The sequence below is a fragment of the Bacillus sp. FSL R9-9410 genome (assembly GCF_038050385.1).
Taxonomy (GTDB): domain Bacteria; phylum Bacillota; class Bacilli; order Bacillales; family Bacillaceae_G; genus Bacillus_A; species Bacillus_A cereus_U.
Window position 1 is genome coordinate 3,841,266 of the sequence record NZ_JBBOTV010000001.1, and the last position, 15,519, is coordinate 3,856,784.

A 15,519-nucleotide genomic window follows, 5' to 3' on the forward strand; every position below is an offset into this window, starting at 1 on the left:
TAAAGAAAAATGCTAAAATTATTTACAATTCATATTAATTTACGGCAAAGGGGATTTTGACATGCCTTATTTTTACGTCTTTTTACTATTATTAACAAGCTTATTATGGGGAGGAAATTTCGTCGTTGGGAAATCACTCGTCGATCATGCATCTCCGATGACACTGACAAGTTTAAGATGGCTAATTGCGATCATTTGTTTATTACCAATGGTATGGTTTAAAGAGAAGAAAATTATTCCACCACGCTCTGCAATACTTCCGTTAATACTTATGGGAATTTCAGGAGTCGTTCTTTTTAACATTTTTCAATTTTTAGCACTAGAAAAAACATCCGCAACAAATGTAGGGCTTATTTCTACATTGAACGCCATTTCGATTGCATTATTTTCTGTGCTATTTCTAAAAGAAAAAGTAAATACACTTCAAATTCTTTCTATGATTCTTTCATTTTTCGGGGTTATGCTCGTCCTTTTAAAAGGAAATTTCGCACTTTTATTTTCACTACATTTTAATAGCGGAGATTTATGGATGATGGCGGCAGTATGTATTTGGGGTATTTATTCTGTTTGTAGTAAATGGGCGACAAAAACAGTTACACCGCTAATGGCGACGTTATATTCTGGTATTTTCGGCGTCATTTTATTGCTTCCATTTAACATAGGCAACTTCACTGTTTCCAATATCAATTCTTCCTTCATAACATCACTTTTATATACAGGACTCGTTTCAACGGTCCTTTGTATGGTATTTTGGAACATTGGTGTACAGAAATTAGGAGCTACTACATCGGGTATTTTTCTAAATTTCAATCCAATTTTCACAGCTATTTTAGCATTTATTTTCCTTGGAGAAGAACTAACATGGATTCAAATTTTCGGGACAATTATCGTCGTTACAGGGTGCTATTTATTCTCTCATTTTAAAACTGTTTCTCCTCAGACGACTAGAGCTTTAGTACGAAAGCATTCTTAATGAAAAAGCATCGCCACCAGAGTGGCGATGTTTTTATTTACCTTTCATTTCTTTCACATACTGTTTTTCTTCTTCTGGCGATAAACGTTCTGTTGCCTTTCCGGTATCACCACCTTGAATTTCCCACAAAAAGTTATGTTCCTCAACCGTCTGTGAAAAATCCCCTTTCTCCCAGCGCTCTAAAGTAGAAAGTAGCTTTGATTTATATTTAAAATTAGTACTGCTTTCTACTGCGTTCTTCGCACTACTAATTTCCTTATTTGTCATTTCGATAAATCCCCATTTCTCAGAGGATTTCACTTTTTGATGTACCATCCTATGCATTGTAGAAATAATTTCATCTTCACTAACTTGTGGCTTCTCTTCCTTTACTTTCTTCTCCTGTTGATCCATTACTTTTTGTACTTTAAGGCTCTTCTCCTCCTCCTCTATATAATTAAGAAACTTAGTAGCACCGAATACAGCTCCTATCGCAATTACAATCATTGTAATTGTCCCTATTATCCATTTTTTCATATTATGTACTCCCCATTCCCCCTAATAATTACATAAACAAATGGAATCGCCTGCATATAGTCGATTCCATTTGTTTCCTTATTTTATTTTAAGCCTTCATCGCTTCTCGTACAATGTAACTGTCCACATATTGTTTAAATTTCACGATTTTTCCATTTCCAAGCTGCCATACATGAACAAATTCCGCCTCAAATGATTTTCCCGTTTCTTTATAAACCCCTGAATAAACACCTTCAGCAATAATTACATCTTTTCCGTTTACTTCATGGTACGTATTTACACTCGCTTTATAATCATCCCATTCTGATCCTAAACGACTAAATACATTTTCCATTATAGCTTCTGTACCTATATACGTTCCGCCGTACGGAAAACCTTCTGCCTCTGTCCATTCCACTTTTTCAGAAAATGCTTCTGCTAAATGTTTTGCATTCGAAGAAGCTGATCCTTCATACGTGCTTTGAATAATTTCTAAATTTGTTTTTTGCTTCATTATTTTTTCGCCCCAAACGCGTTTGCCGCTAAAATAAGTCCAATTTCTAACGCTTTAACGCGCGGGAATCGTTCCTTTATTGCCGTTTGAATTTCTTCACTTGAAGGATTTCCTGCAAGAGCTTCATCAAATGCTACTAAATATTTACGAGTATGCTTAATCGCGTCTGCTGTATTTGGTACGTCATAATCACGATGACCCGCTACAACAATTTCAGGGTGAAAATTTTCAAGTTCACTTAATGTTTCTAACCATTTATGACGAGCTTCAGCATCTGTTTCTAACGTCCATACGAAAGTATTGTTATAAACGATATCGCCTGTAACAACGGCTTTTAATGATGGAATCCATACATAACTATTATTCGGTGTATCACCTTGCAAACCACCTTTAATGATTAAATCATTTCCCTCTAAAATCAATTTCTCTTCTGTTAATTCATCTGGAACAATTGGTTGATGAGGAACATTATGCCCAATAGATGGTTTCCACTGTTCCACTTTCTTCTCAAATGTATTACGAATATCTTCAACAGTATTCCGTAACGCAACAATCTTTGCTTCTGGAAATGCTTCATGTAATACATTTAATCCAAAATAGTGATCTGGATGGAAATGAGTCACATAAATATGAGTTAAATTCTTTCCTGTTTCAATAATTTGAGCTGCTAAACGGTGCGCATCACTTAATAAAAATTGTGCATCGATAAGAATTGCATCTTTTTCTCCGTATACAATTGTGGATGTAACTTGAAATGCTTGCTCAGATCCTGTAAAAACCTCTAAATGTAATTTTGACATGTTATTTCCTCCACTTTTTATTTACTCTTTTATATTCCTTTATTCTTTAAGCTTTATTCTAGTTGTAACTATTTTAGTTACAACTAGAATAAAAAAATATACGAATCATTTTATTACTAATCGACTTGTTGTAACCATTATAGTTACAACAAGTCGTCAAGTCAACACTTAAAAAATGAAATTTACTTCGTTTTCATTACTTTCTCTTTTAAGAAACGATCGACATATCCTTCTGCTTTTACAACGAATAAATACGCACCCATTGATAATAATGCAAGATCTAATTCATATCCCGGATTCTTTCCATCTCCTAATAATCCTGCTGCTCCATTTACCTTTACGATAGCTCCAGCTAAAATAAGGGCGAATAACAATCCTACATATCGTACACCTAAACCGATAATTAATAATATACCACCTACTAATTCAACTGTCGCTACGCCATATGCAAGAGCACCTGGTAAACCGATGCTTGTAAACCATCCTGCTACGTTATCTATACCTGATTGAAACTTTGCTAAACCGTGTGCAAAGAACGTAACTCCTAACACGATACGAATAATTAAATTCCCAATATATTGATTCATTTTGAAATCCCCTTTTTGTTTTGTTATGGTGAACATTTATTCACAAGACAAAACAATACGGTATTTCTTTTCATTCGTCAAATGCTTTTTTTAAAGAAAACAAAAAACATTATCCGTTTTACGAATAATGTCTTTTATAAAATAGCGCAAATTCAAGCTTTTACTCTATCACACAGAAAAAGTTGAAACTTTTTTCCAGCACCAATATAAGGCAATAACGGCACGTCCTCTTCCACAACCATTCCGACAACATTCACTTTCCCATCTTCAGGTAAATCATTCATAACAATTTGCATTTCTCCAGCATATCTACCATACAATTCATTATCCATTGTGATGCTACCTTTCTTTCTTGAAATTGTATTCATCTGCTGTAAAATCACTTTATTTTCTTCTCGTGATTCTACCGAGCGAATGACATCACGAGCTGGATCTAGTCTATTTGTATGCACTTTCTCTACCACTTTCAATGCTTCCATTTCATTTGTAAATGGCTCATATCGCACCGGAATAATCCCATTACTCGCACTCGCGATTTCTTGTACACTTTCTAGACTCGCGCTTATGTCTCCAATTAGCACTTTATCGACGTCACACTCTTGCATAAGTTCTAAATACGCTTCAAGCGGCCGCATATAGCGGTGTTTTTCTAACGTCGGTAAACCTTCATATAACGGACCACGTTTTTCACCATCTCCCGGAATAAATGCCATCGTTTTTATTCCGCACTCATGTAAATACTTATTTTGTTTTTGTAAAAACGACTTTGCTAGTCCTGTTTCCGGACGCGGATAAAAATTATGCCACGCTTCTACACGATCTACTCGTATATTTTCCGCAAGTAACTCTTTCCAAAATGATTCTGTGATCGTACTCGCGTTTAACGCTACCTTCATCCTATGTGATACACTCGCAATTTCTTTTGACATAATGCCGTAATCCATTCGTAAACCAGTAATGCCCCACTCCAATAATTCTTCCACATTTTCATACGTTATTCCTAAATGATGTAACGATTTTGGAGAGACATCAACCATTAACTCCATTTCATTTTCGAGAGCTTGTTTCCCAAGTATTTGAATTAACTCCTTATACGTTTTCGGATCATCTTCTGGAATGTGAAGAGATGTAAAAATAGATGAAAATCCGTTTTCTTTCGCTAGTTTTAACCATCCTTCTTGTTTCTCTACTCGCTCTTTTGAAAGATAAATTGAAACTCCTATCATATAAATCTCTCCTTCTATTAATATAAAAAAAGAGAAAGGAATCCCTTTCTCTATATGTTTTCTGCCATTTCTTCTTTAAAGCCAAAGAAGTACGTAAAGATGAATCCGAACGTATATGCAACTACTAATCCAAGGAAATATAATAAATACTTATTATCAGCAATTAACGGAATTAATGATAATCCTGATACACCGATTCCGAGTGAAGCCGTTTTCATAACTGCTTGGAATGCACCACCGACAGCTGCGCCTAAACAAGCAGTAAGAAACGGTTTCCCAAGTGGTAATGTAACCCCGTATAATAACGGTTCGCCAATTCCTAAAAAACCAACTGGTAATGCGCCTTTAATCACATTACGAAGTCGTTTATTTTTTGTTTTTACATAAATCGCAATCGCTGCTCCTACTTGCCCAGCACCTGCCATTGCCAATACTGGTAATAAAGGCGTTACGTGCGTTTGATTAATAAATTCCATATGAATCGGTGTTAAACCGTGATGCAATCCGACCATAACGAGAGGTAAAAATGTTCCGGCAAGTACAGCTCCGGCAAATGCTCCGCCAATATTTAAGATAGCATTAATTCCGCTTGTAATTCCTTCAGATAAGAAACCTGCAACTGGTTGAATTGCTAACATCGTTACTATACTTACCACTAATACAGTAATGAGTGGTGTCACGATAATATCAACTGCATTTGGCACTGCTTTTCGAACTTGTCTTTCAACTACAACCATAAGCCATGCTGCAAAAATAACTGCAAATAATCCGCCCCGTCCGGGTACGAGTGCTTCACCGAATAATTTTACATTCGCCATCGCTGGGTTGAAAATTAAAATACCTGCAATTGCCCCAAGAACTGGTGTCCCGCCAAATTCTTTCGCTGTATTCCAGCCGACTAAAATGCCTAAGAATGTAAAGATACCCCCGCCAATTAAAAGTAACATTTGCAGCCATGTTGCATTCGGGTCAGCACCTGCATTTTTCGCAAAGTTAGCAACCCCATTTATAATTCCTGATGCGACAAGACCAGGTATTAACGGAATGAAAATACTTCCTATTTTTCTTAAAAAGTTTTTCACTGGTGTATTATTTTTCTTCTTTATCCCTGACTTTATCTCTTGGCCGAGATCTTCAAGGTGATGATCTGCCACTTCACCAATTCTGAGCCCTGTTAAAACTTCCATTTCAGCTGCTACTTTATTTACCGTTCCTGGACCAACGACAACTTGAAGTGTTTCATCTTCAATGACCCCCATAACACCTTCAACCTTTTTCAAAAGGTCCATGTTCACTTTACTTTCATCATGAAGCGTTAATCTCAGCCTCGTCATACAATGAGCAATGCCACGAATATTTTTTACTCCCCCAAGTTGCTCCGTAATCCTACTCGCCATTATCTCTTCTTTCTTCATAACAGAATCCCCCTCCCCAGAGTTTAAAGTGCCTTCTTCACAAATCCTTTCGCACATTTTAATTTTTCTAGTGCTTCCCCATATTCACACTGTAGTAATATCATAACGATTGCAGCTTTCACATTTCGATCTGCTCTTTCATAATACTCTGTAGCTACTTCATAACTAGCGCCTGTCGCTTCCACAATAATTCGTTTTGAACGTTCTACCAATTTTTCATTTGTAGATTGAACATCTACCATTAAGTTTTTATATACTTTCCCTACACCAATCATAGACGCTGTAGAAATCATATTCAGTACTAGTTTTTGCGCTGTGCCAGCCTTCAAACGCGTTGAGCCTGTTAATATTTCTGCGCCTGTTTCCACTTCCACATTTAGTTTTGCATATTTACTTATTTCAGCATTTTTATTACAGGAAATACTCGCCGTACTCGCTCCCACGCTACTTGCGTATTTCAATCCGCCAATTACATAAGGTGTTCTACCACTTGCTGCAATTCCAATAACCGTATCTTTCTCGTTTAATCCAATACTTTTTAAATCTTCTTCTGCTAACTCTTCACGATCTTCAGCACCTTCTACCGCTTTAGTAAACGCTTTCAATCCACCTGCTATAAATCCTTGCACCATTTTATCATCTGTTCCAAATGTCGGGGGACATTCCACTGCGTCTAAAATACCTAAACGACCACTCGTACCAGCCCCAATATAAATTAATCGTCCATCTTCTTCAAAAGACTTAATAACAATTTGTACAACCTTTTCAATTTCTTCTATTTCATTTTCAACTGCTAACGCAACAGTTCGATCTTCTTCATTCATACTTTGTAAAACTTCTTTTATACTCATCTCATCTAAATTCATCGTCTTCTCATTGCGATGTTCTGTAGATAAATTTTCTAACATATTGTCACCTTCTTTGAAATTTAATTTCATACTTTTATTATAACTTTAAGAAATTAAAAATCAATATTACTCTCTTATTTTATGAAATTTTATTTCTTTTCATGACAAATTTATGTCCAGCCACACAAAAAAGATGGGTTGCCCCATCTTTTCACTTTAACTTCCGTAACCGCAGAGCTTCTTCTCTCGTCTCCATAAATTGATCTATCACATTATTACCAATACGGTTAAAAGTAATAACGTATAAAGCATCAATCATATTCAGTTGCGTCATTCGTGAAGCAATACTTGCAATGCGATGATCTTGCTCTACATCCGGCATACAAAGGCGAATGTCTGCCGCTTTATATAAAGGAGATGATTGGTCTAGCTTCGTAATCGCAACAACTGTAGCCCCTCGCTTCTTCGCATATTGCGCCATTTCGAGCACATCTTTCGTCCGCCCAGAAGTTGAAATCGCCACAAATATATCTCCCTCTTTTAAATTCGTGACGAGTGGCAACATCATATGAAAATCAGATAGCATCATCGCTGTAAATCCAAGCCTAGTAAATTTATAAGCTCCATCCATCGCCGGTGTAGCTGATCCACCTACACCATAAAATATGATCTTATTAGCATTTACAATACTATCTGCAGCTTTCTCAAGTTCCTTCTTATCTATCGCAGTAACACTCGCCTCAATTGCAGCTTTATTCACATATGTAACTTTATTAAACAAATCGTACGGTCCATCTTCTGTATTCATCACTGAAAAGTCGTTAATATTATAATCAGCAATTGTTAATTCACGAACGAGTGCTATCTTAAATGCTTTAAAGCTTCCAATACCGATTGTTTTACAAAAACGTACAACACTCGCCTCACTCGATCCCGCATTTGTAGACACTTCTTTTGTCGTTAAATTTGGAACGATCTCTGCGTTCTCCATTATGTACATGGCAACCTTCTTTTCAGCTGGTGAAAATTGATCCATATTATTTTCAATTTTAAATAGTAATGTTGAAGCTTTCACTATTTAACCTCCACTTCTTACGGTTGCGTTTATTCTCTAATATCTTTTGCATCATAAAGGTAAAAACCATCATCACCAGGCGGATGGTGAACAATTACAGTTCGATCCCCTTTTTTATATGCAGTTATTTCACCTTCAGATTGCTGTTTTTCCCATCCATCTATCCAAATTGCAAAGTCAGGTACAAAAGCAGTGTACTTATGTTCTCCCGGATTATCACCTTCTACATGGGAAGAAAAAATAGAAACAGGAAAATCTTTCACTTTTGATTCTTTCCCTACAATAAAAGGAGTATAACTACACCTATAACTTTCCCCTTTGTAACCTTCAACCGCATCCCTCTCCTTGTCATATCACATAAGTAGATTTTATCATAATTACAATCCATTCACGCTACATGACTATTGCTTTTTGCGATAAAAAAAGAGCTTATCTACGTCAGATAAGCTCTTTCCCTCTATACAAAATACTTCTTTAAAAGTGGCGGCGTAATAATTGTCGTCAATATAACAACAATAACAATCGCTGTGAAATTTTCTTTCGCTAATAGATTCGCCGTAAGTCCATTTGCTGCGATAATAAGCGCTACTTCTCCGCGCGACACCATCCCCGCACCAATACTAATAGAAGATTGTAAATTAAACCCTGTTAATCTTGCTCCTAAACCTGATCCGATTAACTTTGTGAATATTGCAATGAGCGTCATAATAATAATGAACCAAAGCTGGCTTCCGATACCTTGAAATGTAATTTCCATTCCGATACTTACGAAGAACACTGGTACAAATATCGCATAAGCAATCGGTTCAATTTTATGTTCTACTTCATGCTTATACTCTGTTTGAGAAATTGCGATTCCTGCTGCAAAAGCTCCAATAATACCTGCGATTCCCATCATTTCACTGTAATACGAAAAAGAGAAACAAATAATAAGAGCTGCACTAATTAATGCTTCCGATACACGAAGTGGGACAAGCATTTTCATAATCCACGGAACAACTTTCCATGCAATAAAAACGATACTTACAAAGAAAATAAGTTTCTTTGCAATGACAAGTGTTATATTCACATCTTGAGTTCCTAAAAAACTCATTACAAATGCTAATAAAATAACGACTATCACATCATCAAATACGGCAGCACCTAAAATCGTAGTACTTTCTCTCGTATTCATCTTCCCTAAATCTCGTAACGTTTGCACTGTAATACTAACCGATGTTGCGCAAAGTAATAACCCTATAAAAATTGCATGAGATTGCATTAATCCAAACAACAACCCTGCCACATATCCACCGATGAAAGGGAAAATAATTCCACCAGCCGCTACTGCAAATGATGATTTTAAATTCCGATTTAACTCTTCTAAATCTGTTTCAAGTCCCGCCATAAACATAAGTAGCAAAACACCAATCTCGCTAAGCTCATCAATAAGTTCTGAACTATTAATAATACCAAGCACAGCAGGACCGATAATAATACCAACGATTAATTTACCAAGTACAGAAGGCTGACCAAGCCTAACACTAATATCACCAGCTAATTTCGTACAAAGTAAAATGATAACAAGTTCGAAATAAAATAACATAACATCTTCTCCTACTATATGAAGTAAATCTTTTTGTTAACCTGCATCTATTTCTGCACATAGTTTCTCCTTAAAACCAGCATTTTATTTGTTAAAGTTTCATTTGACGGAATGTTCAAAATTAAAAAGGAGTCAATCTAGAAATTTCAAAAAACTGCATACCATAACTGTACCCTCGTTCACTTACGTACTCTTTTCCAATGGGTTCACACTATTCGGTTCCCCTCTTAGTCATTTAGCTACTGAAAAAACAAATGATGAGAAAGAAGCATAACAAAATAGCTCGCCTATAATAAAGGCGAGCTATTTTCATGTTCTATTATGTTTTTTCGTTAACGATTGTAAAATGATAAAGTGAAGCTTTAACCAGTGGGGTGTTTTGTCCCTCACCAATCGGGATTTTACGGGCAGTTGTCTCCCCACTACCTTCCTCGTATTCACCAATTTTTGAGGCGGGGATCTTACTGCCCGTTAATAGCGGGAAAAATATACCGATGCAAGTTCGTACATAACCTGTAACTTTTGTATACTTCTTCTCCCTTACTTCGCCTCTTTCTTTTTCTTCTTCCATGCATTCAAACTATCAAAGAAAAAGTTAATAAATAGCGTTCCTAATCCCGCTAATACAAATGTCATTAAAAATAGAACCCATATACTTTTATCTTTTAATAAATAATATCCTACAAGGAGCACAACGGCGATCCATACATATTCAAGAATTCTTTTTAGCTTTTTCTCTTCCAAATTATTCGCTCCCTTTTGTTATACTACTTTTAGTATAACAAAAAAGAAGCCTATCATGATAAGCTTCTTTTTCTTATACCTTATTTGTTGATGCTTTTTTCAACCAGTGAAATAGCGTGCTCTAACGTACGATTCATCGTTTCTACCTGTGCATCTTTTACTTTCACATCTTTTAATACAGATTCTGCAACTGTAATTTTTTGACTCAATGATCTCACTGAACCGTCAGTTACATTTGCAGCTTGTGCTTTTTTCACTACTGCTTTTGCAGATTCAATATTGATTTGTAATTTTTCTTTCGGTGTTTTTGGCTGTTCTTCTGCCACTTTTGATTGTACAAATGTTTGGTTTGCTGTTTTTAGTTCATTATACGTTTGAACAACTTGTTCTCCTGTACTTGCTATATTCTCAAACACTTTCTTTGCATTGTCATAGTTTTTTTGTAATTCTTTGAAAGCTTCTTGTGAATATTGGCCTGGTTTTTCACCAAATTCATAAGTACCTGCCAATACTTCTTTCACTTTTCCAATCTCTTCATATAACGTATTTACTTGCTCTAATTTTGTACGATTAGAAAACTCGTTATACGCTGCTACTACTTCTGAAGAACTTAATGCTTTACTATATAATTTTGCTAACGCAATTTGTCCATTTAACGGAATACCGCCATTTCCGTTGCTATCTGGATCTGCACCAAGTGCAAATGGCACGTTCGGATGATACACTTTCCCACTAGCTGGCTGACTATTTACTTTTTTACCATCTACATAAATTGCTACTTCACTTCCATTATACGTTCCTGTTAAATGATACGTTTTGTTTGCTTCTAATTGAACGCCAACACGTTTATAGCTTCCGCCAATATGAGCCCATAATTCTACATAACCACTTCCTGTAGACTCAAAACCAATTCCACCACTCTCTGTATTTTGCAAAATACCTTGTCCGCGAATTTCATTCATTGAAAATACAGTTTCTAACGTAAATGAATTTGCTGCTTTTTCTTTTTGTGCTGCTGAAAATGGAAGATACCCAAATGTATTTGCTTGTCCATTTAATTTCATTACATTTGTTTTTAAAGCTTTATCATATGCAATAGATACATTCCCTTTCACATCACCTTTTGTTCCAAACGGTGAGTTGTCTTTAAATGTACCATCTAAGAAATTCACATCAAAAACGTCTGCCTTTGGCACTTTTACATTCGGATCAATATTATCTTTTTTCGTTGTGATTTCTGCCGTTAACGGTTGCACGCTTTCATTGCCAAACGAATCAATTGCAACTACTTCAAGTGTGTATGCTTTCCCGCCATCTAATCCTGCCAGTGTAAATGTAAGTTCTTTTGGAACTGGATCACGATAAAACTCTGAGAATGCTAATAACTTATTTTTAATCTCACCCGTTTGTTTATCCTTCGCTTGTACGCGATAAGAATGAACAAGAAGGTTATCCACCGCTTGCGGGAATGTCACTGTTGCTGCGTTTTCCGTTACATTTGATACTGACAATTTCGCATCTTTCGCAAAAGATGGCTTTTCTTTATCACGATCTTCTACATGCGTAAATGTTTCTTTCTTTGATGGCAACTGAATTTTCCACGGCTCGCCTGTCCAAGAATTTGTATGGAAATCACGGCGATTAATTGTTACTTCTTTATCATCCACTTCTACTAATAAACCTTGGCTTAATGTACTAGCCCCTGGCGGGATATTTCCTTGCACTTTACCGCCTTCAACTTCCATATAGCTTACAGAAGATGTTCCAACAGATGTAAAATCTTTTTGATGAATCGATCTTGGATCATCTAACGGATAATGTGAATGACCTGAAAACGTAATTACTTGTGGGTATTCTTTTAATACCGCATTAACTTTCGCACTATCTTTCGTTCCCCATTCTTGGCTACCGTACACTGTATCTTTAATATGTTGATGTAAAAATACAAAAATCGGTTTTTCTGGATCATCTTTTTGTGCCTTTGCCATTTCTTCTTTTAACCAATTAATTTGCTTGTCCGAATAATAGCCATGTGTTGTCCCATCCTCTGGAGACATAACAAGGAAATGATACCCTTTTACCACCTTATGATAATAAACCGATTCCATTCCTGTCTTTTCTAAGAAACGCTTCTGTGCTCCCTCTACAGATAAGCCGTTCCAATAATCATGATTACCTAGAGAATTCATTCGTACCGCATCTTTATTTGCATTTTCGTTATACACTTGCATGAAACGATCATATTGCTTTACTGAACCCGAATCAGTAAAATCACCTACAATGACAAACGCATCTTGCTTTGGTGCAAGCGTATTAAATTGCTCAATCGCTCTTTTCCAGCGGAACGTATCATCTGTTCCACTATCTTTAATATGCACATCACTTACAACTGGGAAAACGATTTTCTTCTCACTTGGTGCCTTTTCTTGCTTTTTCTCTTCCGCTTTAACCGACGTACTCCACGGAAATGATACGAATGCCAATACAAACACCATTAATAATCCAATAAGACCTTTTACTTTTCGTAAAGCAGTTCTTTCCACGTGAATCCTCCTCATAATAATTGATTAATTACAAGGGTTATTGTAACGAAAACATATTAACTCCGTTTAAATGATAAATTAATTTTATTAGACTTTTGTAAATATACAGTTAATCAATCGTTAACTCCAACATTACTTGTATTATTGTAAACAACCAAATTTTGTCTAAAAGAGTATGATCATTCTTTTCTAATGTCCCTTTACATATAATCTTTTCTATATAATAAAAACTACTATAAGGTTTTAAGCTTATTAGACAATCATAATTTTTAATTTTTTCGGCCATTCTTAACACATCGGCCATGCTTTTACATTTAATAATAGTAAAAGAAAAACTTGCAAAGGAGGGGTTCGTTTGAAAAACAAAAAAAATATCGGCTGTTTCGCTCCCTTATCTATCATTTGCCCAGACCCTTGTCCACCATCCCCTCCTCCGAATCCCAATTGTGAACTAGTAACAAATGAATTTGCTGGGAACTTCCTCATAACTAATGACACCATTCTCTCTACTAAAGATGCATCACAATCGATGATACTGTGGCAAAGTGATGGGATACTACTTATATCAGGTACTGTCTCGGTTTACAATAGTACTAGTAGCACCGAAGTAATTACAATTCAAATCGTCGGAGCAGTAACCAATATTTTCACTGTATTTCCTGGTAATACAATATCTTATATGGGTAAAGATTTACAATCCGTCAGTATTATTAATATACAAAGTAATCCTTCTCTATATTTAGAAGGCAAGTACTGTTGCCAATTTACATGTTGCTTATAAAATAAATATTTCATTACTCCCTCTATTCAAAAAAGCATACCATTTAAGGTATGCCTTTTTATGAAATTGAGTAACGTACTGTAATACAAAACTCTCCTTGATTAACAGTCGTTCCCGTCGTTGTAATTCGAACAGTAGTAAAGTGCCTCACTGTGAAAGTACCACTACTTTGCGGTTGTACAGTAATCGTATCGACTACTGTAGCACCTACTAAAAAATCCACTGTAATCGGATTTGCACCTGTATCATATTTTACATAACCTGAACCGTATATTTCTTGTGTAAGATTATTCGTATAGACAATTTGAGTACCCGCACCTGTAATTGACCAGTCTGTACATACTTGATCTTGCACAAGTGTTTTATTAGAACAACAAGACAAACTGGAGCTTCTCATTCCCATTTCGATCCTCTCCTATTCTGCTATGAAAGTGGATAACGTGTTGTAATACAAAATTCTCCTTGATACGTTCCAGCAGGTGTTGCAGGTAATACAACTTGTATACTATCAAAGCGGCGATACGTAAAAGCAATACTCGTTCCTGGGTTTAACGTTTGTGTATCAATTGTATTCCCAGCAGAATCAAGTGCTTCTACGGTAATCGCGCCTGGTCCAACATCATATTTAACAAAACCAGTACCAATTACGTTTTGGTTAATATTATTTGTATAGAGAACATTATCAATTGCTGTTGCAACTACAGTAGCAGACCACGGACTACACACTTTATCTTGCACATAATTTTTATCTGGACAACACGTTAAAACTGTTCCTGAGCACTCACAAGACATAGATGTTTCCCCTCTCTCTTTTTTATTCCTTATATGTGTATGTCCTTCAGAGTCTTTTGCCTGTACTATTCATCCATTTCCAAAAAATAATAACACCTTAGTGCTACTAACTAAATAGATTCAGTTTTGTTTCGTTTTTTCATAAATTTATAAATAAAGATACTACCTATAACAATAAGAACGACCACTAATATAGGTAACATATATTGTCCAACAACACCCGCTGCTTTTTCCCAATGCGGACCTAATTTCATTCCAAAATAAATATACAAAGTCGTTAACGGGAACATTGCTACAAATGTATATATGCTAAATTTCCATATGTTCATTTTCGCCATACCACATGGAATGGAAATAAGCGTTCGAACTCCCGGGACGAAGCGTCCAACAAATGCTACAACCGGTCCATATTTCTCAAAGAAATCATCTGCTTTTTGAATTTGTTCTTCTTTAATGAAGAAATATTTACCGTATTTCACCAATACAGGGCGCCCGCCGTAATAACCGAGCGCGTATAAAGTTAATGGTCCTGTCGTTCCGCCAAGTGTTCCGGCTAGCACCGCAAGCCAAAAATTCATATCTCCCTCGTATACCCAATACCCAACAAGCGGCAAAACAACCTCTGCTGGAATAAACTCAAAAGTTAAAGCTAACACAACTCCAAAATAAGAAAACTGCTTTAAATACTGGATTATATCTAAAATAATTTGCTCCATACTTTTAACCCCTATCCTATATTTACATTATGCTTTTCTTGCAATTGAACTGGTGCCATCTTTACGATTCGATTCAAAATGAATAACACAATTCCAATATCATCTAAAATACCAATAAACGGCAAGAAATCTGGAATGAAGTCGAGTGGCATAGCAACATACCCAACTAAAAAAGCAACAGATAATATTTTCTTCTTTATGGAAACCTCTTTTGAAGTGAAAAAGTCAAATAGGAATGGAACAAAACGGCGGACATGAAATACAACTCTTAATCTACTAATAAGTTTTTTCATTTTCTATCTCCTCTCTTTGTATACAAAAAGGACCCTACCAAATATGGTAAGGGTCCTAAAAAGACAATAAGGGGCCTTTACCATTGCTGGTAAAGGTCTCACTAACAACGAAACGTTGCCAATAAAGCCGAG

The 15,519-nt window shown here is 35.9% G+C and carries 18 protein-coding genes and 1 pseudogene; 2 read left to right on the top strand and 17 right to left on the bottom strand.

Features of this window, described 5'->3' with window-relative positions:
- The first annotated feature begins 61 nt into the window (after positions 1-61).
- Positions 62-973 carry a DMT family transporter gene (locus tag MKX77_RS19985; RefSeq protein WP_016103819.1) on the top strand — a complete coding sequence of 304 codons (912 nt, stop codon included), beginning with the start codon at positions 62-64 and terminating at the stop codon, positions 971-973.
- A gap of 33 nt (positions 974-1,006) precedes the next feature.
- Here MKX77_RS19985 and MKX77_RS19990 read toward each other — a convergent pair whose 3' ends face one another.
- The 13 genes and pseudogenes from MKX77_RS19990 to MKX77_RS20050 all read right to left on the bottom strand — a co-directional run bounded on the left by MKX77_RS19990 (position 1,007) and on the right by MKX77_RS20050 (position 12,805).
- Positions 1,007-1,489, bottom strand: coding sequence for a PRK06770 family protein (locus MKX77_RS19990; RefSeq protein WP_341307600.1), 483 nt, complete (start codon positions 1,487-1,489; stop codon positions 1,007-1,009).
- Positions 1,490-1,577: 88 nt separating this feature from the next.
- The gene (locus tag MKX77_RS19995) at positions 1,578-1,982 is read right to left on the bottom strand and encodes a nuclear transport factor 2 family protein (protein ID WP_341307601.1); all 405 of its coding nucleotides are present in this window, start codon (positions 1,980-1,982) and stop codon (positions 1,578-1,580) included.
- A complete protein-coding gene (locus tag MKX77_RS20000; protein ID WP_341307602.1) occupies positions 1,982-2,782 on the bottom strand; it encodes an MBL fold metallo-hydrolase in 801 nt (266 codons plus the stop codon). Before MKX77_RS20000 ends, MKX77_RS19995 begins: the two co-directional genes overlap by 1 nt.
- Before the next feature lie 182 nt (positions 2,783-2,964).
- The gene (locus MKX77_RS20005) at positions 2,965-3,369 is read right to left on the bottom strand and encodes a DoxX family protein (protein ID WP_341307603.1); all 405 of its coding nucleotides are present in this window, start codon (positions 3,367-3,369) and stop codon (positions 2,965-2,967) included.
- A gap of 152 nt (positions 3,370-3,521) precedes the next feature.
- Positions 3,522-4,595, bottom strand: a complete 1,074-nt coding sequence (locus MKX77_RS20010) for a DUF871 domain-containing protein (RefSeq protein ID WP_341307604.1) — start codon at positions 4,593-4,595, stop codon at positions 3,522-3,524.
- 50 nt (positions 4,596-4,645) lie between these two features.
- The gene (locus MKX77_RS20015) at positions 4,646-6,010 is read right to left on the bottom strand and encodes a PTS transporter subunit EIIC (RefSeq protein ID WP_341307605.1); all 1,365 of its coding nucleotides are present in this window, start codon (positions 6,008-6,010) and stop codon (positions 4,646-4,648) included.
- A gap of 23 nt (positions 6,011-6,033) precedes the next feature.
- Complete coding sequence (gene murQ / locus MKX77_RS20020) at positions 6,034-6,918, bottom strand: N-acetylmuramic acid 6-phosphate etherase (RefSeq protein WP_341307606.1); 885 nt, start codon at positions 6,916-6,918, stop codon at positions 6,034-6,036.
- 151 nt (positions 6,919-7,069) lie between these two features.
- Positions 7,070-7,933 carry a MurR/RpiR family transcriptional regulator gene (locus MKX77_RS20025; protein WP_341307607.1) on the bottom strand — a complete coding sequence of 288 codons (864 nt, stop codon included), beginning with the start codon at positions 7,931-7,933 and terminating at the stop codon, positions 7,070-7,072.
- 29 nt (positions 7,934-7,962) lie between these two features.
- Positions 7,963-8,264: pseudogene (locus MKX77_RS20030) on the bottom strand (outer surface protein).
- A gap of 126 nt (positions 8,265-8,390) precedes the next feature.
- Positions 8,391-9,518 carry a cation:proton antiporter gene (locus MKX77_RS20035; protein WP_252188747.1) on the bottom strand — a complete coding sequence of 376 codons (1,128 nt, stop codon included), beginning with the start codon at positions 9,516-9,518 and terminating at the stop codon, positions 8,391-8,393.
- A 319-nt stretch (positions 9,519-9,837) separates the two neighbouring features.
- Positions 9,838-10,089, bottom strand: coding sequence for a hypothetical protein (locus MKX77_RS20040; protein WP_341307608.1), 252 nt, complete (start codon positions 10,087-10,089; stop codon positions 9,838-9,840).
- Complete coding sequence (locus tag MKX77_RS20045; protein ID WP_215555341.1) at positions 10,059-10,262, bottom strand: hypothetical protein; 204 nt, start codon at positions 10,260-10,262, stop codon at positions 10,059-10,061. Before MKX77_RS20045 ends, MKX77_RS20040 begins: the two co-directional genes overlap by 31 nt.
- An 80-nt stretch (positions 10,263-10,342) precedes the next feature.
- The gene (locus MKX77_RS20050; protein ID WP_341307609.1) at positions 10,343-12,805 is read right to left on the bottom strand and encodes an FN3 and LamG domain-containing metallophosphoesterase family protein; all 2,463 of its coding nucleotides are present in this window, start codon (positions 12,803-12,805) and stop codon (positions 10,343-10,345) included.
- A 373-nt stretch (positions 12,806-13,178) separates the two neighbouring features.
- Here MKX77_RS20050 and MKX77_RS20055 point away from each other — a divergent pair, with 373 nt between their 5' ends.
- Positions 13,179-13,586, top strand: coding sequence for an S-Ena type endospore appendage (locus MKX77_RS20055; protein WP_341307984.1), 408 nt, complete (start codon positions 13,179-13,181; stop codon positions 13,584-13,586).
- A 58-nt stretch (positions 13,587-13,644) separates the two neighbouring features.
- On the opposite strand, the gene MKX77_RS20060 is transcribed toward MKX77_RS20055, so the two are convergent.
- From MKX77_RS20060 to MKX77_RS20075, 4 genes are all read right to left on the bottom strand, one after another.
- Positions 13,645-13,989, bottom strand: a complete 345-nt coding sequence (locus tag MKX77_RS20060) for a DUF3992 domain-containing protein (protein WP_002116437.1) — start codon at positions 13,987-13,989, stop codon at positions 13,645-13,647.
- A 20-nt stretch (positions 13,990-14,009) separates the two neighbouring features.
- Positions 14,010-14,378, bottom strand: a complete 369-nt coding sequence (locus MKX77_RS20065) for a DUF3992 domain-containing protein (protein ID WP_137059469.1) — start codon at positions 14,376-14,378, stop codon at positions 14,010-14,012.
- 110 nt (positions 14,379-14,488) lie between these two features.
- Positions 14,489-15,094, bottom strand: a complete 606-nt coding sequence (locus MKX77_RS20070; RefSeq protein WP_341307610.1) for a DedA family protein — start codon at positions 15,092-15,094, stop codon at positions 14,489-14,491.
- An 11-nt stretch (positions 15,095-15,105) separates the two neighbouring features.
- A complete protein-coding gene (locus MKX77_RS20075; RefSeq protein ID WP_341307611.1) occupies positions 15,106-15,387 on the bottom strand; it encodes a YkvA family protein in 282 nt (93 codons plus the stop codon).
- Between the last annotated feature and the right edge of the window lie 132 nt (positions 15,388-15,519).